Source organism: Compostibacillus humi (genome assembly GCF_014637175.1).
Taxonomy (GTDB): domain Bacteria; phylum Bacillota; class Bacilli; order Bacillales; family Amphibacillaceae; genus Oceanobacillus; species Oceanobacillus humi.
Map to the genome: position 1 here is coordinate 13,679 of NZ_BMEV01000006.1, position 21,073 is coordinate 34,751.

18 protein-coding genes are annotated in these 21,073 nt (G+C 44.4%); 6 read left to right on the forward strand and 12 right to left on the reverse strand.

The genetic code is table 11. From position 1 onward, the window contains the following. Positions 1 to 16 precede the first annotated feature (16 nt). Positions 17 to 1,045, forward strand: a complete 1,029-nt coding sequence (locus IEV18_RS02480) for an ABC transporter ATP-binding protein (RefSeq protein WP_188390794.1) — start codon at positions 17 to 19, stop codon at positions 1,043 to 1,045. Then, positions 1,038 to 2,018: an ABC transporter ATP-binding protein gene (locus IEV18_RS02485; RefSeq protein WP_188390795.1), complete on the forward strand. Its 981-nt coding sequence runs from the start codon at positions 1,038 to 1,040 to the stop codon at positions 2,016 to 2,018. Before IEV18_RS02480 ends, IEV18_RS02485 begins: the two co-directional genes overlap by 8 nt. A gap of 634 nt (positions 2,019 to 2,652) precedes the next feature. On the opposite strand, the gene IEV18_RS02490 is transcribed toward IEV18_RS02485, so the two are convergent. The 4 genes from IEV18_RS02490 to IEV18_RS02505 form a co-directional block, all read right to left on the reverse strand. Further along, on the reverse strand, positions 2,653 to 5,823 hold the full coding sequence (locus IEV18_RS02490) for a DEAD/DEAH box helicase (RefSeq protein WP_188390796.1): 3,171 nt from the start codon (positions 5,821 to 5,823) through the stop codon (positions 2,653 to 2,655). 145 nt (positions 5,824 to 5,968) lie between these two features. Continuing rightward, complete coding sequence (locus IEV18_RS02495; protein WP_188390797.1) at positions 5,969 to 6,688, reverse strand: DUF3784 domain-containing protein; 720 nt, start codon at positions 6,686 to 6,688, stop codon at positions 5,969 to 5,971. 79 nt (positions 6,689 to 6,767) lie between these two features. Further along, a complete protein-coding gene (locus IEV18_RS02500) occupies positions 6,768 to 7,967 on the reverse strand; it encodes an MFS transporter (protein ID WP_188390798.1) in 1,200 nt (399 codons plus the stop codon). 173 nt (positions 7,968 to 8,140) lie between these two features. Further along, positions 8,141 to 8,638 (reverse strand): DoxX family protein, encoded by a 498-nt coding sequence (locus tag IEV18_RS02505; RefSeq protein ID WP_188390799.1) that lies wholly within the window; start codon positions 8,636 to 8,638, stop codon positions 8,141 to 8,143. A gap of 427 nt (positions 8,639 to 9,065) precedes the next feature. Between IEV18_RS02505 and IEV18_RS02510 the strand changes: the two genes are divergently transcribed. The 3 genes from IEV18_RS02510 to IEV18_RS02520 are packed head-to-tail and all read left to right on the forward strand — an operon-like array spanning position 9,066 to position 11,805. Continuing rightward, a complete protein-coding gene (locus tag IEV18_RS02510) occupies positions 9,066 to 9,995 on the forward strand; it encodes an ABC transporter ATP-binding protein (RefSeq protein WP_188390800.1) in 930 nt (309 codons plus the stop codon). Continuing rightward, positions 9,988 to 11,202, forward strand: coding sequence for an ABC transporter permease (locus IEV18_RS02515; RefSeq protein WP_188390801.1), 1,215 nt, complete (start codon positions 9,988 to 9,990; stop codon positions 11,200 to 11,202). Before IEV18_RS02510 ends, IEV18_RS02515 begins: the two co-directional genes overlap by 8 nt. Before the next feature lie 60 nt (positions 11,203 to 11,262). Continuing rightward, on the forward strand, positions 11,263 to 11,805 hold the full coding sequence (locus IEV18_RS02520; protein ID WP_188390802.1) for a flavodoxin family protein: 543 nt from the start codon (positions 11,263 to 11,265) through the stop codon (positions 11,803 to 11,805). 15 nt (positions 11,806 to 11,820) lie between these two features. Here IEV18_RS02520 and lepB read toward each other — a convergent pair whose 3' ends face one another. Next, on the reverse strand, positions 11,821 to 12,333 hold the full coding sequence (gene lepB, locus IEV18_RS02525) for a signal peptidase I (protein WP_188390803.1): 513 nt from the start codon (positions 12,331 to 12,333) through the stop codon (positions 11,821 to 11,823). A 67-nt stretch (positions 12,334 to 12,400) separates the two neighbouring features. Then, the gene (gltC, locus tag IEV18_RS02530; RefSeq protein ID WP_188390804.1) at positions 12,401 to 13,306 is read right to left on the reverse strand and encodes a glutamate biosynthesis transcriptional regulator GltC; all 906 of its coding nucleotides are present in this window, start codon (positions 13,304 to 13,306) and stop codon (positions 12,401 to 12,403) included. A gap of 145 nt (positions 13,307 to 13,451) precedes the next feature. Between gltC and gdhA the strand changes: the two genes are divergently transcribed. Then, complete coding sequence (gene gdhA / locus IEV18_RS02535; RefSeq protein ID WP_373281873.1) at positions 13,452 to 14,822, forward strand: NADP-specific glutamate dehydrogenase; 1,371 nt, start codon at positions 13,452 to 13,454, stop codon at positions 14,820 to 14,822. A gap of 72 nt (positions 14,823 to 14,894) precedes the next feature. On the opposite strand, the gene IEV18_RS02540 is transcribed toward gdhA, so the two are convergent. From IEV18_RS02540 to IEV18_RS02565, 6 genes are all read right to left on the reverse strand, one after another. Continuing rightward, the gene (locus IEV18_RS02540; RefSeq protein ID WP_229733522.1) at positions 14,895 to 16,109 is read right to left on the reverse strand and encodes a DUF418 domain-containing protein; all 1,215 of its coding nucleotides are present in this window, start codon (positions 16,107 to 16,109) and stop codon (positions 14,895 to 14,897) included. A gap of 118 nt (positions 16,110 to 16,227) precedes the next feature. Continuing rightward, a complete protein-coding gene (locus IEV18_RS02545) occupies positions 16,228 to 17,022 on the reverse strand; it encodes an ABC transporter ATP-binding protein (RefSeq protein WP_188390806.1) in 795 nt (264 codons plus the stop codon). Next, positions 17,015 to 18,001, reverse strand: coding sequence for an ABC transporter permease (locus IEV18_RS02550; protein ID WP_188390807.1), 987 nt, complete (start codon positions 17,999 to 18,001; stop codon positions 17,015 to 17,017). Before IEV18_RS02550 ends, IEV18_RS02545 begins: the two co-directional genes overlap by 8 nt. Positions 18,002 to 18,082: 81 nt before the next feature. Further along, the gene (locus IEV18_RS02555) at positions 18,083 to 19,120 is read right to left on the reverse strand and encodes an ABC transporter substrate-binding protein (RefSeq protein ID WP_188390808.1); all 1,038 of its coding nucleotides are present in this window, start codon (positions 19,118 to 19,120) and stop codon (positions 18,083 to 18,085) included. 307 nt (positions 19,121 to 19,427) lie between these two features. Further along, a complete protein-coding gene (locus IEV18_RS02560; protein WP_188390809.1) occupies positions 19,428 to 20,222 on the reverse strand; it encodes a DUF4097 family beta strand repeat-containing protein in 795 nt (264 codons plus the stop codon). A gap of 119 nt (positions 20,223 to 20,341) precedes the next feature. Then, positions 20,342 to 21,070: an ABC transporter ATP-binding protein gene (locus IEV18_RS02565; protein ID WP_229733523.1), complete on the reverse strand. Its 729-nt coding sequence runs from the start codon at positions 21,068 to 21,070 to the stop codon at positions 20,342 to 20,344. Between the last annotated feature and the right edge of the window lie 3 nt (positions 21,071 to 21,073).

The following is a 21,073-nucleotide window of genomic DNA, read 5'->3' on the forward strand; positions in this document are numbered from 1 at the left end:
GGGGGAAAGAAGAAAAATGAAAAAAATCCTAAGTGTGAAAAACCTTTCTGTATCCTTTGAAACGTATAAAGCGGAAGTAAAAGCTGTCCGTGACGTATCCTTCGATTTGCATGAAAAAGAAACCCTTGCCATTGTCGGCGAATCCGGTTCTGGAAAAAGCGTCACCGCCCAGTCCGTTATGCGTCTTGTTCCAATGCCGCCAGGGAAATTCGTCGGAGGTTCCATCATCTTTGATGGTGAAGAGCTCATTGATAAATCAGAAAAACAAATGGAAAGCATTCGCGGAAAAGAAATCGGGATGATTTTCCAAGATCCAATGACCTCTCTTAACCCGACGATGACCATCGGCAAGCAAATTGCAGAAGGGCTCATTAAGCACCAAAATATGTCGAAAAAAGATGCCCATGCCCGCGGAATCGAGTTATTAAAACAAGTAGGAATACCAAATCCGGAAAAACGGATTAACCAGTACCCGCATGAGTTTTCCGGTGGGATGCGCCAGCGGGCGATGATTGCGATTGCTTTGGCATGTAATCCAAAGATATTGATTGCGGACGAACCGACGACCGCGCTGGACGTAACGATTCAGGCGCAAATATTAGACTTGATGAAACAATTGCAGGAAGAAACGGGCACAGCGATTATCCTGATTACCCATGACCTTGGCGTCGTTGCCAATTCCGCCCACCGGGTTGCCGTCATGTATGGCGGGAAAATCGTTGAAACCGGGTCCGTAGAAGAGATTTTCTATAATCCGAAACATCCGTATACGTGGGGACTGCTCGGCTCCATGCCAAAGCTGGATCAGCATGACGAGAAATTAAAAGCAATCCCGGGTTCACCGCCGGATTTGGCTGACCCTCCAAAGGGATGTCCGTTTGCTGCTCGCTGCCCATTTGCAATGAAAGTGTGCGGAGAGCATATGCCGGAGCATTATGAGCTTTCGGATACGCAAAAAACCGCTTGCTGGCTATTGCATGAAGGGGCACCGAAAGTAGAACCACCAGAATTTGTCAATGTAGGAGGTTCAAAGGTCAATGGTTAAGACGAAAGAGAAACTGATCGAAATTAAAGACTTAAAAAGGTATTTTAAAATTGATCGTAAAAACATATTGAAAGCGGTAGACGGGCTCACCTTTGATATTTTTAAAGGCGAAACCTTTGGACTCGTCGGGGAATCCGGCTGCGGGAAATCTACTGCTGGACGAACCATTATGGGACTGTATCAGGCTACTGGCGGGGAAGTCGTCTTTAAAGGGGCTAGTGTCCATGAGAAAAAGTCGAAAAAGGAATTAAAAGAACTGACCCGGAGAATGCAAATGATATTCCAGGACCCGTACGCGTCCCTTAACCCGAGAATGACGGTGAAGGATATTATTGCTGAAGGTATTGATATTCATGGCCTTGCCAAAACAAAAGAGGAGCGGGAAGAACGGGTTCTTGAATTGCTGGAAACGGTAGGTTTAAATGCTGACCACGGCAACCGTTATCCCCACGAATTTAGCGGCGGGCAGCGCCAGAGAATAGGAATTGCCCGGGCACTTGCCGTCAATCCGGATTTCATCGTTGCTGACGAGCCGATTTCTGCCCTGGACGTTTCTATTCAGGCGCAAGTAGTTAACTTGTTGCAGGAACTGCAACACGAAAGAGGATTAACCTACCTCTTTATCGCCCATGACTTATCCATGGTAAAACATATAAGTGACCGGGTAGGCGTCATGTATTTAGGAAATATGGTGGAGATTGCAACAAGCGAAGAATTATACGAAGATCCATTGCATCCGTATACGAAGGCATTGCTTAGCGCCATCCCGATTCCAGATCCGCAGGTGGAACGCTCTCGTGAACGTATTATTTTGGAAGGTGACGTGCCAAGTCCAATCAACCCGCCGAGCGGCTGTCCATTCCGCACGAGATGCCCAATGGCGATGGAAATCTGTTCCCAAGTAAAACCTGATTTCATCGAACATAAAAAAGACCATTGGGTTGCCTGTCATTTATTTGAAGGGAAAAATTAATCCTCATTTGTCACAAAAAGGGGGCTATTCTTCGAAGAGTACGAACGAAGAATAAACCCCTTTTATTTATGTTTTAGATACAGAGCCGCTATTCTTATTGCCGTTATCTATGAACCAATTGAAGTCCTATTTTCAGCAATATCTGTCATAAGACGGCCTCTATAAACACTTTTAATGCATTTTTTCCAATCTAATGGTCATTAGAAGCCGCCTATGAGCACTTTAATAGCAATTTTCCATCTCAAATGGGTATTAGAAGACCTCTATAAGCATTTTTAAAGCGTTTTTCCAGTTCAAAAGGGCTTTAGAGGGGCCCTATAACCACTTTTAATGCTTTTTTTCCATTCTAATGGTCATTAGAACACCTCTATAAGCACTTTTAAAGCAATTTTCCAGTTCAAATGGTCATTAGACAGGCTCTATAAACATTTTTAAGTGTTTTTCCCATACAAACGGACATTAGAAGCCCGCTATAAGCCCTTTGAAAATAATTTTCCCGCTCTATCGGTCATTAGAAGCTGTCCATGGAACAAAAAGGACAAATTTTATAAAACTCTCAGCACGATTTCCCATTTTAACACTGCCTGCTATTTTGGACGCCAACGAAAGAGCATCGAGCATGAATCTTCTCTATTTAAGACGATATGCTTAAAATGGTCCGGATTTCTTCTTCGCTTAAGCTGGTGAGCATCGTTTCTCCCGGCTGGATAACCTGCTCCGCCAATTCCCGTTTTTTCTGCTGCAATTCGTAAATTTTCTCTTCAATCGTTCCTTCAGCAATCATTCGGATAACGTGGACAACATTTTTTTGGCCAAAACGGTATGCTCTGCCCGTTGCCTGGTCCTCCACCGCCGGATTCCACCATAAATCATACAAAATAACCGTATCTGCCCCGGTAAGATTTAACCCGGTGCCCCCAGCCTTTAAGGAAATTAGAAAAATGTCTTTCTCTCCCTCGTTAAACCGCTCGCTCATTGCGAGCCGTTCTTCGGAAGGGGTCTGTCCGCTAATATAAAAGTATGCAAGTCCTTCCGCATCAAGCCGCTTCATAATCAGCTCGTGCATCGAGGTGAACTGGGAGAAAATGAGCATCCGCCTTCCGTGCTCCAAGGCGTTTTTTATCGTCTCCATCAGCTGTTCCAGTTTTCCTGATGCTCCGCTGTAATTTTCCATAAATAATGACGGATGGCAGCAAATTTGCCGCAGCCGGGTAAGGCCGGCTAAAATCTTCATCCGGCTTTGCTGGAAACCTTCCCTCTCGAGTGAATAGGCGGTTTCCTGCTGCAGCTTGCTTAAATATCCGAGATAGAGTTCCTTTTGTTCCTTCGTCAATTCGGAAATGGATACGGACTCGATTTTTTCCGGCAGTTCGGTCAGAACGTCCTTTTTCAGCCGGCGCAAAATGAACGGTCTCGTCATTCTTGCAATTTGTTCATTGGATAATTGTTTAAACGTCTTTTGATTCGGCAAAAGCCCCGGCAATACCACTTGGAAAATCGACCATAACTCAAAAATAGAGTTTTCAATCGGGGTGCCGCTTAAGGCAAACTTATGGGCGGCATCGATGGAGCGCACTGCCTTCGATGTTTTCGTCTGATAGTTTTTGATAAACTGGGCTTCGTCCAAAATCAGCGTTTGAAAGCGATTCTGTTTATACAAGCTGATATCTTGCCTCAACGTAGCGTAGGACGTAATCCACACGTCCGCATCCCTCATCGATTCTAACCGTTTATGCCGCTCTTCCGGGTATCCTGTCATAATGACCGTCTCCAAATCCGGAGCAAAGCGGGAAAACTCCTTTTTCCAGTTATAGACAACGGAAGATGGCGCGACAACTAAATGGGGACCGCGCTCTCTTTTCTCTGATGCCATATAGGCGATTGCTTGCACCGTTTTGCCGAGCCCCATATCGTCGGCGAGAATGCCGCCAAGATAGTAATGGCTAAGGGTTTTAAACCATTGATAACCGGTCTTCTGATATTCCCGCAAATTCGCCTGCAGGCCCTGGGGCAGTTCGAACACTTGCTTTTCCGGCGACTGCAGCCGGTCAAGAAGGGTTTGAAACGTTTCATCGTATTGCTTTGGCGTTCCGATCAGTTCATCTACTTGGGTGCCGCGATACGCCGGCAAATAAAGCTTCTCATCCAGCAAATCTTCCTTTTTAATTTGCAGTTCATCGAGAAATTGCCGGACGGAATCCATCTCGTCCCCTTCCAAAGAAAGAAAAGAGCCGTCCCGCATGCGGTAGTACCGTTTCTTTTCGACGACTGCTTCCAAAATACGGGGAATTTCCGCTTCGTCCACCCCGTCCATTTGAAAGCTTACTTCCAATAAATTAGCAGACTGGTCCATTTCCACCCTCGTCCGGGGAAGGGGCGGCGCATCTAACATCCACCGTTTTAAATTGGCCGTCAAATATAGTTCTGCCTTTTCTTCGAGGAGGGGCAAAAGCCGATAGAGAAACTCATACATTTCTTCTTCATCGACGGCAACGAACAATTCCTTCCCGTTGTAATGGAAGTTGGCATGTTCAATCATTTCCATAATTTCCTGTTCTTTTTCCACTTCCCGGATTATAATTTCCCGATTTTCCCCATTCCCTGCAAAGGGGTCGATTCGGTAATCCCCGTAATGGTACTCCAGCTGGCCGACAATATAGCCTTCCTGATAATCCAAATATAGTTTTGCCCTGAGGGGGAACTGTACAATAGCCTCTTTCACCTGTTCGGATATATCCACCTTGCCGACTCGTTCCAGCTGGGGGAGCACTTCCGAGACAAAGTAGTCCGCCTGGTTATTGCCCACTTCCAGCTCCAAATTTGCCGTCCCGAAGCGGAACAATGTTTTTACGAGAGGCACTTGTTCTTCCGCCGGAAAATAAAAAATGCCGTCGATAAACACGATGTCATACGGTTCCAATAACAGGGCGCGAGGGGCGTCGTCCATCCGCATAAGCAGCCGATCTTCCTCTTTCGTAAATGAAAACTGAAAAGGCAATGTTCCTTTTACAACCGTCACCTCTTGATAGAAGGAATTGCCGACTTCGAAAGAACAGTTTCTTGCGACAAGCTGTTCCAACAGCTCTTTTGCCACTAGTGGCGAGATGACGATATAACGGCTTTCTGCGGACGATTTCCGGTAATAGGAATCCGGTTCATACATCTCCTCATTTTTCTTCATCCGATCAATGAATCTAAAAATCTCTACATCTGCTTGGGAAAAATAATGGTAATCAGGATGATAGGAAAATTTGCCCGTAAAAACGTATTCCCTCCCCCGCAACACATTATCGACAAAATCATAGGCATTTTTGACGACGTAGCGGTGGTGAACCCCAGTCTTCAATTCAAGGATCAGCTTGTCTTCATACGTCCATTTGCAATAGTAGTCAACGTGCATCCGCTGTTTTTGCCGATGCTCTTTTTTCAGATCTGGAACTTGCAGGACGGCGCTTCGTATCGCCTCCATAAAATGGTTCGTCTGCTGGAATGGAGATGAGGAATGGCCCCATTCCTGTTTCTCTTTCTCCATAATTGCCAATAGGACTGCAGCAATATGTTTGCAGTATCCGTACGTTTCAAAGGCGGGGCAATCACAGAAACAATCGATTTCCCCCTGATCCAGCTTGCGGATATCTGCTTCGACAAAATATTCATCCGAACCTTGTACTGTAGCAGTCCAAACCCGATAGTTCCGGTCAAAAAGCAGATGATTCACTTTTCCTTTAAGAAAATATTCCCTTCCCCGCTGATAGATGTGAGAAGGAATGATTTTCCTTATATGAAACTCTTTTACATTTTTCAAACCAAAAAAACCTGCCTTTTTTTCTCCATTTAGTTTCTATACCGGTGATAGTTTCCCTGTTTCCTAGCATCGGTAAGAACAGTTTTCTTTATACGAAAGAAAAGAGACCGTTCCTGAAATAATCCATGAACAGTCTGCTCTTCCTTTATTCATGAACAATTGCGTCTAATGATTGATACCAGTTTTCTGTCTTGGAGGAATCTTTATGATTTATAATGATAAATCCTTCATCCAGCTGAATGAGCAAGTACGGGGCAGTGTCCCCATGGATGAATAATTTCCCTTTACCGAAATCAGCTAGCCGGAAATTTCCAACGCGCCGGTTCCCTGCAGCAAAGCCATTTGTCCTTCTTTCCACTTTAGGCAGTTTATCAAGCAGGGCAACTTCTTCAATGTTTTCCACTGCAACCTCGACACCATATGGTCCAGTAATCTCTATCTGGTTTTCTGCAATGATTAAGTCATTGGCGCGAAAGCCAATACTAAAGACGAAAACGAGAATGGCAATCGTTAACAGTGCGGCAATGGTATTCGTCCAGTACGCCCGTTTTCGTTTTTTCTCTTGTTCATATTTTTGGATATAAATATGTCCTCCAGTAAGAACGAGAATGAAAATAAGCAATGTTATTTCAAAGGCGTAAGGAGCACCTGTAAACACAATAATCAGCCCGACAAGCAGAAGCAAAGCGGCACGGAAATACAGCAATCCCATCGCCCGAATATAGCCGCTCTTTTCCAGCTCTTCAATTTCTTCCTCCGTCCGCGCTCTCAAGGAAGATATGAAAAAATACTTTCCTTTATACAAGATAAGATAGCTTTGCCATAAAAAGATGGCAAAAAGCAAAATAAGTATTATGATTTCCATTATTGAACCCCGTTTCCTTTACGTAATATACCTTTATTGTATCAAATTTGCCTGGCTTTTCATAAAGGAAAAACGTTGATTAAAGGTTGCCCTGGAATCCCCGCTTCCTTTTCGACGGAATAACCAGACGAAGATAAAGCAAAATCGAAATAAAAACAAAGAGAGCAGCGGTGTAGTATATCCATGCATAGCCAAAGACGGCAATCTGTCCAAACAAAATCGCTCCGATTCCCACCCCTAAATCAAAGGAGGAGAAAAAGGTAGCATTGGCCATTCCTTTTCTGTTTTTCGGTGCCTTTTCCACCGCCCACGCTTGCAATGCCGGCTGCAAAGCACCAAACCCAAGCCCGTAACAGACAGCAGCAAAAAGCAACGTGAACATATTAGGCAGCCATCCTAAAAGAATCATGGCGATGCCGACAAGGCCGGCACCAGGGACAAAGATATATTTATGTCCGTACCGGTCATATATTCTGCCGGCAAAGGTCCGGGACACCATTAAGGCGATGGCGAAGGTGAAAAAATATAGCTGGATTCCAGGTACCCCTTTTTCCTCCGCATAAATCGGAAGAAAGGTGGCAATCCCGCCAAACGATATAGTAATGAAAAATAACAGGACAGACGGTTTTACCGCCGTTTTCTCAAACACGTCAAAGGAAATAGCTTTTGTTTTTTCTTGTGCTTGTTCCACCTTTTTGTACTGAATCCGGGACGCAAGGATAAAGGAGGCCAGCCCTAACAGGGCACATACGAGAAATAATTTGGGGAAAGAAAGGGTGCCGACTAAAAGGAGTCCAAGGGAAGGACCGAAAGCTAAGGCGATATTGCCGGACAAACCGAAATATCCTAACCCTTCTCCACGGCGTTTTGGCGGAATAATATCTGTTGCTATTGTCCCGCCGGCAGTAGTGGAAAATCCCCAGCCCAATCCTTGAATAATGCGGAGAAGCATAAGGAGAAAAATGCTCGTAATAATACTAAGACCGCCGATGGAAACGACAAAAAGAAAGAGTCCGAATAAATAGACAAAGCCCCTTCCTTTTGACTCCAATGCATGACCGGCATAGGGACGGACAATCAGTGCCGAAAAGGTAAAAACTCCGACAACAATTCCAATTAATGAATCACTCCCGCCCAGTTCCTTCACAAATAGAGGAATGGTCGGCAGCGTCATTTGAAAACCGATAAAAATAAAAAAATTAGCCAGCCAGACTAATACAAAATTTCGGGTAATAATTTTTTCCTGATTTGCGCTTTCCCCTGCTGAATATTTTTCCAAATCGTTCCATCCCTTTCTTCGTGTCTCGAATTAATTATACATAAAACCGTCACGAATTAGAAGGGAACATTGTTATGATTCTGAAAATAGATAAATGAAGTATGATTGGAAAAGCTGCCTTCTGCCCATTATTATTGGCAATAAAAAACGCCGGCCACTCGGCCGGCGTTGCATTAAGCGACTGCTACCTTCTTTTTCCCTTTCTGTTTCTTGCTGAGCTGATTTTTGATAAACGGCATGACCCAGCGGTCTAAGCCAAATTTGCCTGCATTGGCTCCGGCAACGATTAAAAAGATCGTAATGACGGCCATTTGCGCATTAATACTTACTGTGCCGCTGAACAGGAAGGAGAAATTCATCGTAATTCCCATCAGTGCGGCGAAGTTTGTGAACAGGCCTAAAATAAGGGCAAGTCCTACTAATACCTCTCCCCAGACAACTAGGAAGCTGAAGAGTTCCGCATTTGGAAGGGCGACCACTTGCAAAAATGCTCTCCACCATGGCTGTACTGCCTCTGTATTTGCCGCTGCAGCAGCAATAAAGCCGCTGGCATCAAATCCGGTTCCCAGCTTAGATATTCCGCTCGTGAACCAAGTGTACCCTATATATATACGCAAAACAGCCAAAATACCAGCAACTACAGAATGATTGCGAATCGTATTCATAAACATGAAAAACACTCCTTTTTATATTGTTCAATATTTCACAAGTAGTTGTTTGATTAACTACAATTACATCATACACACGATGGGGATGTTTGAAAACAACTTTGTGCATTAGTTCACAATTTCGAAATAATTTTTTGTCGTTTTTTTTGAACAGAATAAGCAGACACTTTTTCCGCTCTCTTTCGTGCTGTTCTTATAAAAGGCGGATGGGAAAGTTGACATCGTTATATACTGTAATGGCATTGAGCGATGAAAGATTATTCGCTATAACCGCCGGTTTTTCCATAAAGAGTCAGCCATTCAGCTTTTAAACTTAAAATAATGATTGATTTTCATTTTTTTAGAAACCTTTTTTCATTTGTCTCGTATTGTATGTAGGATTTCCTGCTGGTAAGATGTCCATAATGGCAATTTAAAGGAGATGATAATAATGGATGTAATGCTTACGGTTGAAGGGCTTGAAAAGTCTTTCAAAGATAAAAAAGTGCTGAAAAACATTTCCTTTGAAGTGCGAAAAGGGGAAATAATGGCGATTCTCGGGCCAAACGGCGCTGGAAAGTCAACGACCATCCGCAATATTATGGGAATTATGTATCCGGATAAAGGAACGATTACATTCCACCATTATAACGGAAAAGGGATTCCTCGGAATAAAATCGGCTTTTTGCCGGAAGAGCGGGGATTGTATAAAAATGTGAACGTCATGGATATTTTGCTTTATTTGGCGGACTTAAAAGATTACCCGCTGGATAAAGCACGTGAACGGGCCCTTATGTATTTGAAAAAGTTTGATTTGGAAGGAAAGGACAAAGTATCCATCGAGGAATTATCAAAAGGAATGGGGCAAAAAGTGCAATTCATCGCCTCCATTCTGCACGAGCCCGAGTTTCTCATTTTAGATGAGCCTTTTTCCGGCCTTGACCCGGTGAGCCAGGAAATGTTTAAAGAAGAAATCCGCAACTTGGCGAATAACGGCACCGCCATTTTGCTTTCCTCCCACCAGATGAATTTAGTGGAGGAAATGTGTGACCGTCTCTTTATGATGCAGCAAGGCCAAAAAGTCATTTACGGTTCCTTAGACGAAGTGAAACGGAAATATGCCAATTTTAAATGTACAATCCACGGCAAAAATGACGCTGCCCGTCTGGAGCGGATCGATCAGGTCCGGCGCATCGAGCAGCAGGGCGATGCTTCCGTCCTCTATTTAGAAAAAGACGTGGAACCGCTCAGCTGGATAAAGCAGCTGCCGGATGACTTGGTCATCGAAGAATTAAAATTAAACCGGATTTCTTTGCATGAAATCTTTATAGATATCGCCACAAACAAAAATTTGATGAAAGAAGGTGAGCTGAATGCGTAACACGATGAAAGTTGCCAAGTGGGAAATTAAACGGAACATGAAAAACAAAACGTTTCTCATCGGGCTGTTTCTGACTCCGCTTCTGATTATCGGCTTCTTCGTCATTGGAAGTTTATTTGACGATTCATCGGACAAAGAACAAACCGTGGAACTTTACGTTAACGATGAAATCGGACTGCTTCCTGCCGTGGAAGAAACAATATCTATGGCCGGATTCGACTGGGAAGTGGAAGAAACAGATCTATCTCAAGATGCTGTCCGTTCCGAACTGGAGGAAACGGAGAACACCGCCTACTTGTTCCTGACTGCCCAAGGATTGAACGAAGGCATTTTCCCTGTTTATATGAGTGAAGAAATGCCGCCATACTTCCTGGAACAGCTGCAAATATTGGAAACACCGATCAAATCCGTACAGCTTGCCGAACAAGGACTGACGGCAGAGGAAATGGCTATCGTCTCCGCTCCAATTTTGTTTGAGCAGCAAGCTGCAGAAGATGAGGCAAAAAGTGAGGAAAGCCGGTTAGAACGAGTCGTACCGGGAGCATTTGCCGGCTTTATCATGCTGTCCATCGTATTTACCGGAATGGCTATTTTCCAGAGCGCCTCCCAGGAGAAAAAGGATAAAATTGCCGAAATTCTCCTATCTTCCCTTACGCCGGCAGATTTAATGCAAGGGAAAATTATCGGCTACTTTGTCCTCGGCATTATCCAAACGGTCATTTCCTTAGTGATTATTTTGCCGGTTGCGATTTGGAGGTTTGAATTGCAGGATGCGGCTAAATATTTATTGGCGCCGGAGCTATTGTTTTACATTCTCATTGCTTGTATGGGCTACCTGTTATTCTCGGCCATTTTCGTTGGGATTGGCGCAACGATGTCTGACATGACCACCGCCGGGAATTTCCAAGGGTTTGTCATGATGCTGCCGTTCTTGCCGTTCCTGTTTATCGGACCTGTCGTAAATGACCCGAGCGGATTATGGGCGCAAGTCGGAACGTATATTCCTTTCACCACACCTGGTGTATTGCTCTTGCGTCTGACTATTCTTGAAGAATGGCCATGGATAGAAATTGCCATTGGACTGGCAATTCTGGCAGTAAGCATTTGGATATTTATGAAACTCGCCGGAAAGATTTTCAAAGTCGGTATTTTAATGTACGGAAAAAATGCAACCCCTGGGGAAATTTGGAAATGGATCCGGGCATAACGAATAAGCACCTATATTGCAGGTGCGTATTCTATGTTTCACCATTGGGAGGTTATTTGAATGAACGTCGTTGTTATCCATGGGTCGACAAGAAAAAACGGCAATACAGAATATCTGACGTACCAAGCTGTTCCTAAAAATGAAGGAACACATATTTACTTAAGAGATTATCGAATTACACCGATTATCGATCAGCGTCATGAAGAAGGCGGGTTTACACCTGCAGACGATGATATGGGTAAACTTGCGCACATCATGCTGCAGCACGACATTCTCCTTTTTTCCACACCGATTTACTGGTACAGCATGTCTGGGCCGATGAAAACGTTTATTGACCGCTGGTCGCAAATAATGCGAGACCCGAAATTCCCTCATTTCCGCGAGGAGCTAAAAAAGAAAACCGCCTACCTCATTGCTGTCGGCGGGGATCATCCTGCTATAAAGGGACTTCCCTTAGTTCAGCAATTTCAGTATATATGCCAATTTTTCGACATGACCTTTGGCGGGTACGTTATCGGAACAGCCAATAAACCCGGACAGATTATCCATGATCAGACCGCTCTTCATGCTGCTTCCATGCTGTTAAAAAAGCCTGAGAACTGATGTCTCAGGCTTTTTTTAAAAGGGATAGCGGAATTTTACTTCGCCGAAAATCGTATCTTTGGAAACAAATCCAAATATTCTGCTGTCTTTGCTAAACGGCCGATTGTCGCCGAGCACGAAGAAGGAACCAGGCGGAACTTTCGATTCCCCAGTCACTTCCTCCAGCGTAAAATCGCCGGTGAACATTCCATGTCCATCTTCTCCTTGCAAATAAGGCTCCTTGTATCGCTTGCCGTTAATATAAAGAATATTATTTTTCACTTCAACGTGGTCTCCGGGAAGGCCGATGACTCTTTTCACATAATACGTATCGTCATCCGGTGCATCAAAAACGATAATATCAAACCGATCAATTTTTGATATTTTCGTCACGAAAACCCGATCCTTGTTTTCAAATGTCGGCAGCATCGACTCCCCGTGCACCATCGTCGGTGAAAAAACAAACTGTCTGCAAAGGATAACAATAATAAAAGCCAGGCCCAAAGTCTTCAGCCAAGAAAAAAGTTCCGCCTTGAAACGCCCTGTCATTTCCTTCCTCCGTTCATCGTCCAAAATATCTACCATAAGAGTACCATAAAATCGGGAATATATACGATTAATTTTGAAATTTTTCCAGGCGGCTGAAAAACTCCTGCAAAAATTCATAAAATAATTTTTCCGTAGGTAAAAGCTCCCGGTCCTTTGGAATGATAACGCCTACAGAACGGGTCACTTCCGGTTCGAGAACGGGAATGCGTACAGTATTTCGCGGCAAAAAGTCCATGACGGTAATTTCCGGAACGAGGGATACTCCCAAACCGGCAGAAACGAGCCCTTTTATGGCATCAATGTCTTCTCCTTCAAAGGCAACCCGGGGCTCAAACCCGACTTGTCTGCACGCTTTCACTGTAATTTCCCGAAGGATGAAGTTTTCCGGAAACAAAATAAAAGGGTCATCTTTTAATTGGCTTAACGTAATGGAAGACTCCCCGGCTAATGGATGGTTTACCGGGACAAGGGCAGCCAATGTTTCCCGGAATAAGACGGTGCCGTTTATTTTTTCGTCCGACGCTGGAACAGGGGCAATCATCGCCATATTGATTTCCCCTTGAATCAACGCCTTTTTCAAATCGTAATAGGCACGCTGGCTTAATTTAAACTTTACATCCGGATATTTCTCCCGGAATACGGAAATAGCCGTCGGCAAAATATAGGTAGCTACCGTGCTGACGAAGCCGACGTGGACCGTTCCCAGTTCCGGGTCGGTATATTCCTCCAATATTTGCAGTGCATTGTCCAGCACTTGCATCGCCTGTTCCATTTCCTTTAAAAAGATTTTCCCGATCGGCGTCAGTCGGACATTTCTCCCTTCCCGGATAAAAAGATCTACGCCAAGCTCCTCTTCCAGTTTGAAAATTTGCCTGCTTACCGCTGATTGGGCAACATGCAAGCTGTTCGCCGCCTTCGTCACGTGCTCAAACTTTGCCACTTCGATAAAGTATTTAATTTGCCTAAGTTCCACCCGCATCAGCTCCTTTCTTTTATTATATCTCAAAATGCGATTGATTTTATCTGTTTTTTATATTGTTTAGATGGATTGACTTATGTAAAATAAAACTATATGTGAAGAAGCAAAAAAATTCGAAATAAGGAGGTCAGGGCGACAAATGATGACAACGGAAAAAACGAATGAATACGTTGCAGATTATTTGAATCACCTTTATAACCAAATCGTTGAACGAAATCCAAACGAAACGGAATTCCATCAAGCCATTTCCTTAATGCTCCAATCTCTCTCACCTGTATTCGAAAAAAACCCTCACTATATGGAAAAAGGCATTTTAGAACAGCTTACAGAACCAGAAAGAATCATCATTTTCCGCGTTCCTTGGGTGGACGATCAGGGAAGAGTGCAAGTAAATCGCGGATACCGGGTTCAATTTAACAGTGCCCTGGGCCCATATAAAGGCGGAATTCGTTTCCATCCATCGGTCAATTTAAGCATTATGAAGTTTCTCGCCTTTGAACAAATTTTCAAAAATGCCTTAACCGGCCAGCCAATCGGCGGCGGAAAAGGCGGGTCGGACTTCGATCCAAAAGGGAAGTCAGACAATGAAATTATGCGTTTTTGCCAAAGCTTCATGACAGAGCTGGCCAGACATATCGGCCCGGACGTGGACGTTCCAGCCGGGGATATTGGTGTCGGCGCCAGGGAAGTCGGGTACATGTTCGGCCAATATAAACGCATTCGCGGGGCATATGAAGCCGGCGTATTGACCGGGAAAGGAGTCGGCTACGGCGGCAGTATCGGCAGAAAGGAAGCAACAGGCTACGGAACGATTTATTTTGTTCAGGAAATGCTGAAAGACAAAGGGCTTTCTTTACGCGGACAAAAGGTTATCGTTTCCGGTTCTGGAAATGTTTCCATTTACGCGATGGAAAAAGCTGTCCAGCTCGGTGCGAAGGTAATCGCCTGCAGCGATTCCTCCGGCTACATTTATGACGAAAACGGCATTGATATCGATACGGTAAAACAAATAAAAGAAGTAGAATATGGCCGGATAAGTGATTATGTGAACAAGCATCCCGAGGCGGTATTTACGGAAGGCTGTACTGGCATTTGGTCCATTCCTTGTGACATCGCTCTTCCTTGTGCAACCCAGAACGAATTGGACGCGGCTGCAGCCAAGACCTTAATTGCCAACGGGGTAAAAGTGGTTGCGGAAGGGGCAAACATGCCATCCACTCCTGAAGCGATTCAGCAATTCCTCGAAAGCGATGTGCTGTACGGTCCGGCAAAGGCTGTAAATGCCGGCGGTGTCGCAGTCTCCGCCTTGGAGATGGCTCAAAACAGCATGCGCATCTATTGGGATATTCATGAAGTGGACGGAAAATTGCAGGAAATTATGAAATCCATCTATCAAAGCTGTGTGCAAGCGGCGGAAGCATATGGGGAGCCAGGCAATTTGGAAGTCGGTGCAAATATTGCCGGATTCTGCAAAGTGGCGGATGCCATGCTTGCTCAAGGCGTCGTATAAAGAAGGAAAGTTCCGATTGTCGCAAAATCGGAACTTTTTTGTTTTGATGATGCAGCAAATCCGAACTATCTCTTAAACCGCTTCATTCGGTCCTGTTTGCGGATTGCTAATTTGCCCTTTTTCAGCAGGCGCGATTTTTGCTTTAGGCGCCCCTTTCCAAGTTAAATATGTCCCGATGCGAATAACTTTCTCAAAAGGTCCCATTTTCCAGCGTTTCAAGTAAAAATAGCTGATCGCCGCCTGTAAAGCAAAAATGCCGATTCCGAGCACAATTCCGTTGAGGACGCCAAGTTTACCGTACAATCCGAGACCGTAGCCGTAAAAAATCGTCGTACAAATGACGCTTTGCAGCAAATAATTCGTCAGAGACAAGCGGCCAGCCATTTCCAAGGCGGTGAACACGTTATGCTTCACCGTTGTATGAAGCAACGCAAAGGCAAAGATATAGCCGATAGCTAAAAAGGTGGCGCCAAAGGTGTAGCTGCCGGAGGACAGAAAATGATCCGGAAAAAGAAAAAGCATGCTTTTTAGCAGCACTCCCAAAGGAAGAAACAGGAAAGCAAACCTCCTATACAGTCCTTTTTCTTCATCCGGCCTTGTAAACCATTTGCTTTTTGCTGCATAAACCCCAAATAAAAACATCGGAATCGTGATGAATGGAGCAAGAATAATGATAAACAGATACACCCATCCGTCGTAGCCATAAGGATCTTCGTCACTCATGCGGAATTGGAACACTTCAATGTATGACCCTTTCGAATATGCTTCCATCTCTTTTTCAACGTATGCATGCTGATGCATCAGCTCTTCTTCCGTTTCCTCGATCTGCCCGAATGATAACAATGATGTCGCAACGAAGAAGAATATCCCCCAATAAAGCACCGTCTTCTTTTTCCGATTGAGGAAAAGAAGCATGATGAAACCGAATAATCCATAGGCTAATAGAATGTCCCCTTCCCAGACGAAAAATGAGTGGAGCAGTCCAAATAGAACTAACAGGAGAAATCTTCTTACAAGATGTCTCTTCACCTTTTTATCCCGATTCTCCAGTTTTTCCTTTAACAAAATAAGTGAATAGCCGAATAGAAACATAAATATCGGAAGAAAACTGGATTCCACGAAAATTTTTGTTCCAATATATGCCCAGCGGTCAAGAGGAGACACATCGAAAAATTCCATATTTTCTTTGCCGAACATGCCATATTGGAATATGAGCAAATTAGCAATCAGAATCCCAAACAAACTAAAGCCTCTCAAGCTGTCAATTAATGTTACCCGCTGTTTCAACCATTTCATTCCCTTCATTTGCGTTATAAATGCCGTCCTTTTGATTATACGACGAAGGTATCAATGCGGTTTCAATAAAATAAGCTTGAAGTGCACGTACTGCACCTCAAGCTTTTCGTTACATTAATACGGCCCGGTCATCTCCAAATTGGGTTCCCCGAATCCGCTGGAATTCATTCATTAAATCTTGAATCGTTAACTTTTGTTTATCTTCCCCATGGGCTTCAAAAATAATTTGCCCTTTATCCATCATAATTAGCCGGTTCCCTAAATCGAGGGCCTGCTGCATATTATGGGTAACCATTAGCGTCGTTAACTCCGATTCTTCTACGACCTTTTTCGTTAAATTCGTAATTAACTCCGCCCGGGACGGGTCGAGGGCTGCTGTATGTTCATCGAGCAATAAAATGTCCGGTGTCGTAAAGGTGGACATTAAGAGGGACAGAGCTTGCCTTTCCCCTCCGGACAGCAGTCCGACTTTTGCATTCAGCCGGTCTTCCAAGCCGAGATTCAATGTTTTTAACTGTTCCCGAAACCATTCCCGGCGCTGTTTTGTCACTCCAGGAGTCAGCCTTCTTTTCTTATTGCGCGAGTAGGCCATCGCTAAATTCTCTTCGATGGTCATGGAAGGAGCGGTGCCTGCCATCGGATCTTGGAATACCCGGCCGATATATTTGGAACGCTTATATTCCGGAAGATCCACTACTTGCTTGCCGTTAATCAACACGTCTCCTACATCCGGATACAAAGCCCCGGAGATGACGTTCATTAACGTCGATTTTCCTGCTCCATTACTGCCGATGACAGTAACGAAATCCCCTTTTTCCAGTTCCAAGTGAATGTCTTTCAATGCCTTCTTCTCATCAGGGGTTCCTTCGTTAAAGGTAACCGATATATGCTTTAGCTTAAGCACGGCCCTCTCCACCTGCCTTTAACTGCTGACGTTTTTGTGCCCGCCGCATTTTTTCTCTTCTTCCTTGAACAATTTTCGGAGTTACAAGGGCGATAACAACGATGACAGCCGTAATTAATTTCATGTCCCCTGTCTCCAAAAAGTCAACCCGCAATGCTAACGTAACGATAATCCGGTAAATAACTGCACCGAGAATTACGGCCAAAGTTGCCCGCACAACTGTTTTCGTTCCAAATAACGCTTCCCCGATAATAATCGAAGCAAGTCCGATAACGATAAGACCAAGCCCCATATTTACATCGGAAAAGCCGCCAAGCTGGGCAATCAGTGCACCGGCTAAAGCAACAAAGGAGTTGGAAATGCCAACACCGACGATAATTAAGTTGTCCGTATTGGCAGAAAGGCTGCGGATCATTTTTTTATTGTCCCCGATTGCCCGGGTCGCCAATCCCACCTCGGTCTTCAAATAATAATCTGTTAAAAATTTAATAATAAAGGCCACAATTACCATAACAATTAAAATCGACCAGGTAGCTGGAAATTTTTCCAAGCCGACAGCTCCGAGCAGTCCGTTCAATGCAGCGTCTATTCCCGTATTTGCCCAGGCTGCTTTTAATTGGTCAAAAATTGTCGTTTCATTAAGCAACGATAGCGTCGGCTGATCCATAATCCGCAAATTAATGGAATACAGGGCAGTCATCATTAATATCCCTGACAAGAGGGAGTTGATCTTTCCCTTCGTATGCAGTAAGCCGGTTATACATCCAGCGATAAATCCGGCAAAAAGCGCCAGAACTGTGGCAACAATCGGCGGGATGCCCTGCACGATGGAGAATGCCGCAACGGACGCTCCCGTAACAAAACTTCCTTCCACCGTTAAATCGGGAAAATCCAAGACTCGGAAGGTTAAATATACTCCTAAAGCCATGATGGCATATATAAACCCTGATTCGACTGCACCAAACAATGAAATAAACATAATTTCCTTCCTCTCGCAAAAATCTCCTCGAAGTGTAAGGGGAAAAAGAGCCAGTATGACACTGGCTCATCTTATACTCTATTATTCTGCCTCAACGAATTGAGCCATGTCGTCCCAATCACTGTTCCACTCGACCCCTTGTTTTTCTGCAGCATCTTTATTGATGAACAGCTGGATTTCCGGCGGGAATTCTGGCGGAATTTCGCTAGGGGCTTTTTCCCCGGTTAAAATTTGTACTGCCATTTCACCCGTACGGTATCCGATTGTATAGTAGTCTATGCCAAAGGTGGCAAAGCCGCCCTTTTGCAAGGAATCCGGCTCTCCGACAATTAACGGAATGCTTTGGTCATTGGCTACGCCTACGACACTTTCCAAAGCGGAGACAACCGTATTATCGGTAATAATATAGAAGACGTCCGCCTCGCCAACGAGGGTCGTTGCCGCCTGCTGCACTTCTGCAGAGTTGGCTACCGTCCGTTCTGCAATCGTTAAACTCGTTCCTTCAGCTGCTTCTTTTACCGCATCGACTTGGGCAACGGAGTTTTGTTCTCCAGCGTTATATACCATGCCTACGGTAGAATCAGGGAAGTACGTATCGATAAAGTTGACCGTCTCCTGAATCGCATCCGGATGCAAGTCAACAACTCCCGTAATGTTTTCTCCTGCTTCTTCCATCGACGGAACTAACCCGGCATCCACCGCGTCGGTAACGGAAGTGAACAGAATCGGAATATCGCTTGTTGCCTGCAGCGCACCTAACGCGCTAGGTGTCGAATTGGCAAAAATAAGATCTACCCCATCGGCAACAAATTTGTCAGAAATCGTTTTCACGTTATTTTGGTCATTTTGGGCACTTTCAAAATTGTATTCCACGTTTAGCCCTGCATCTTCCAAAGCTTTTTGGAAACCTTCATAAGCCCGGTCTAAAGAAGGATGCTCAACAATCTGAGTTGCACCAATAACAAAGGTCTCCCCATCAGTTTCTCCATTTCCTTCTTCTGTGCTTTCTGCTGAATCCGCTGTATCCGATGATGCATCATCCCCTCCGTCATCGCCCGAGCCGCATGCGACAAGCATTGCGAAGGCCATCATCACAACGAGTAACCATAATTTTTTCATTTCTTTTCCTCCGTTCTTTATCGTATTAAAAGATAAAAGCGTAACAGTGCTAAAGTATTTAATCGTGATTATATCATACTATTTCCACTTTAAACAGTAGTTTTTTAGAATTATATTATTTTTTTGCTGTACCTATAAAAAACGAAGGGGCTGTCTAAAAAGTCCATTTTAGTTGAAAATCCGCCAAAATTAAAACCCAAAGAATGTTGATTTTACAGCATTCTTTGGGTTTGCTTTTTTTAGATTTCGGGATTAAATACTACTTTTCGGACAGCCCCTTCATATGGGAGAGTTTTCGCCATGGGGGTTATTTTGCGCTGACCGTTATATCTCCCACATCGGTAATAATTTCCACTAAATAATCTGCCTGTTTTACAGCATAGCTTCCTTTCTTGCCAAACATATGTACCGAACCGACATCGGTTGTAGCCTGAAAGGTAACATTATCAGGAACCGCGCTTAACGTTAATGTTACATCTCCAACATTCGTCTGGAAAAAATGATCATGCTCAATTTCCTCAAGTTCCACATTAACCTCTCCGACGTCCGTCGTTACCGACAATTTGCCGCTCGAGTTTTTCACTGTCACATCTCCTACATCCGACTTCGCCTCGATCGTATCGGCTGCCGCTCCATCGATAATTACTTCAGCAACATCTGTATCAACTTGCAAATCCTTCATCTTCACCCCCGTTATTTCGATGTCCCCGACCTCATTATGGACGGTTACTTCATCCAGATTCTCTTCAGGGAGGAAAATGCGAATGTCCATTCCCTTATCCGTTTGAAAGAAAAAGGAGAAAGGAAGCCAACTGAACATCCTCTTTTTTTCCGTAAGCAGCACCGATAATGTGCCGTCCTTCTCTTCCACGTTGAAATCTCTGTTTCTGCTTATTTTGCCGTCCCACTCTACCGCTGCCTTGCCCGAATCCGAGGGAAGAATAGTAATTTCCGCCACATCACTGGAAACTTCAACCGCTGAAATCGTTCCGGAAAATTGTTCTGACCCCTTTACCCGCTTCGCTGCTTGACAGGATGAAAAGGAAACTGCGATGACCAGTGCGATGATGATAATGATGGCAAGTTTGATCGAATTCCTCAATAATATACCCCCTATCCGCCTTCTTGCTACCTAATATACGTCTATCATAGGAGTTTTACAACATTTTCCAGGGGAAAAACGATGAAAAAACGGCCCGGCATATAGCCAGACCGTTTTCTTTATCCTACTTCTGCTTCTAGTTCCGGTTCCGTCGAATTGGATTGCAGCCGCAAAAACACTTCCTCCAAATTATCACAACGATGCCTTGCATAAATTTCCTGCAGTGTTCCGTTTTCCTTCATTACTCCTTCAAACAGGATGACAACCCGGTCGGATATTTCTGCCACATCCCGCATAATATGGCTGCTTAAAATGACCGTTTTTCCTTCCCGTTTCAAGTCGTGAATGATTCGCTTAAATTCAATGACCCAATAAGGGTCGAGCCCGTTCGTCGGTTCATCAAAAATATATACATCCACGTCAGCCAGCAAAGCTTGAGCAAGATTTACCCGCTGGGACATCCCTTTGGAAAAGGAGCCAACTTTTTGCCGGCGAAAATCCCATAAACCGACCCGCTGGAGAAGGTGGTGCATCCGCTCTTCTGAAACATTCAAAAATTGACGGTAATAATTTAGAACTTCCAGGGGGGTTAAGTCTTTCGGGAACTTCATATCGTCGGGCATAAATCCGAAAGTTTTCCTCCCTTGCACACGGAATTGAAATGCTCCGGCAGTCGGCTTTTCAATCCCGGTAATTAATTTTATTAGCGTGCTTTTTCCGGCACCGTTCCCCCCGCATAGCACAACACATTCACCGCGATGAACGGTTAAATTTACCGGGGCGAGCACTTGTTTTTTCCCATACGTCTTGGACAAATTCGTTATCGACAGCACTTTATCGTTTATCAAGTT

What these genes read in the sequence shown, in the direction of transcription:
- IEV18_RS02550 (WP_188390807.1), bottom strand. Translation starts at nt 18,001, where the DNA reads ATGTTTATTTCATTGTTTGGTGCAGTCGAATCAGGGTTTATATATGCC.
- IEV18_RS02480 (WP_188390794.1), top strand. Translation starts at nt 17, where the DNA reads ATGAAAAAAATCCTAAGTGTGAAAAACCTTTCTGTATCCTTTGAAACG.
- IEV18_RS02515 (WP_188390801.1), top strand. Translation starts at nt 9,988, where the DNA reads ATGCGTAACACGATGAAAGTTGCCAAGTGGGAAATTAAACGGAACATG.
- IEV18_RS02510 (WP_188390800.1), top strand. Translation starts at nt 9,066, where the DNA reads ATGGATGTAATGCTTACGGTTGAAGGGCTTGAAAAGTCTTTCAAAGAT.
- IEV18_RS02555 (WP_188390808.1), bottom strand. Translation starts at nt 19,120, where the DNA reads ATGAAAAAATTATGGTTACTCGTTGTGATGATGGCCTTCGCAATGCTT.
- lepB (WP_188390803.1), bottom strand. Translation starts at nt 12,333, where the DNA reads ATGACAGGGCGTTTCAAGGCGGAACTTTTTTCTTGGCTGAAGACTTTG.
- IEV18_RS02495 (WP_188390797.1), bottom strand. Translation starts at nt 6,688, where the DNA reads ATGGAAATCATAATACTTATTTTGCTTTTTGCCATCTTTTTATGGCAA.
- IEV18_RS02520 (WP_188390802.1), top strand. Translation starts at nt 11,263, where the DNA reads ATGAACGTCGTTGTTATCCATGGGTCGACAAGAAAAAACGGCAATACA.
- gdhA (WP_373281873.1), top strand. Translation starts at nt 13,452, where the DNA reads ATGATGACAACGGAAAAAACGAATGAATACGTTGCAGATTATTTGAAT.
- IEV18_RS02485 (WP_188390795.1), top strand. Translation starts at nt 1,038, where the DNA reads ATGGTTAAGACGAAAGAGAAACTGATCGAAATTAAAGACTTAAAAAGG.
- IEV18_RS02505 (WP_188390799.1), bottom strand. Translation starts at nt 8,638, where the DNA reads ATGTTTATGAATACGATTCGCAATCATTCTGTAGTTGCTGGTATTTTG.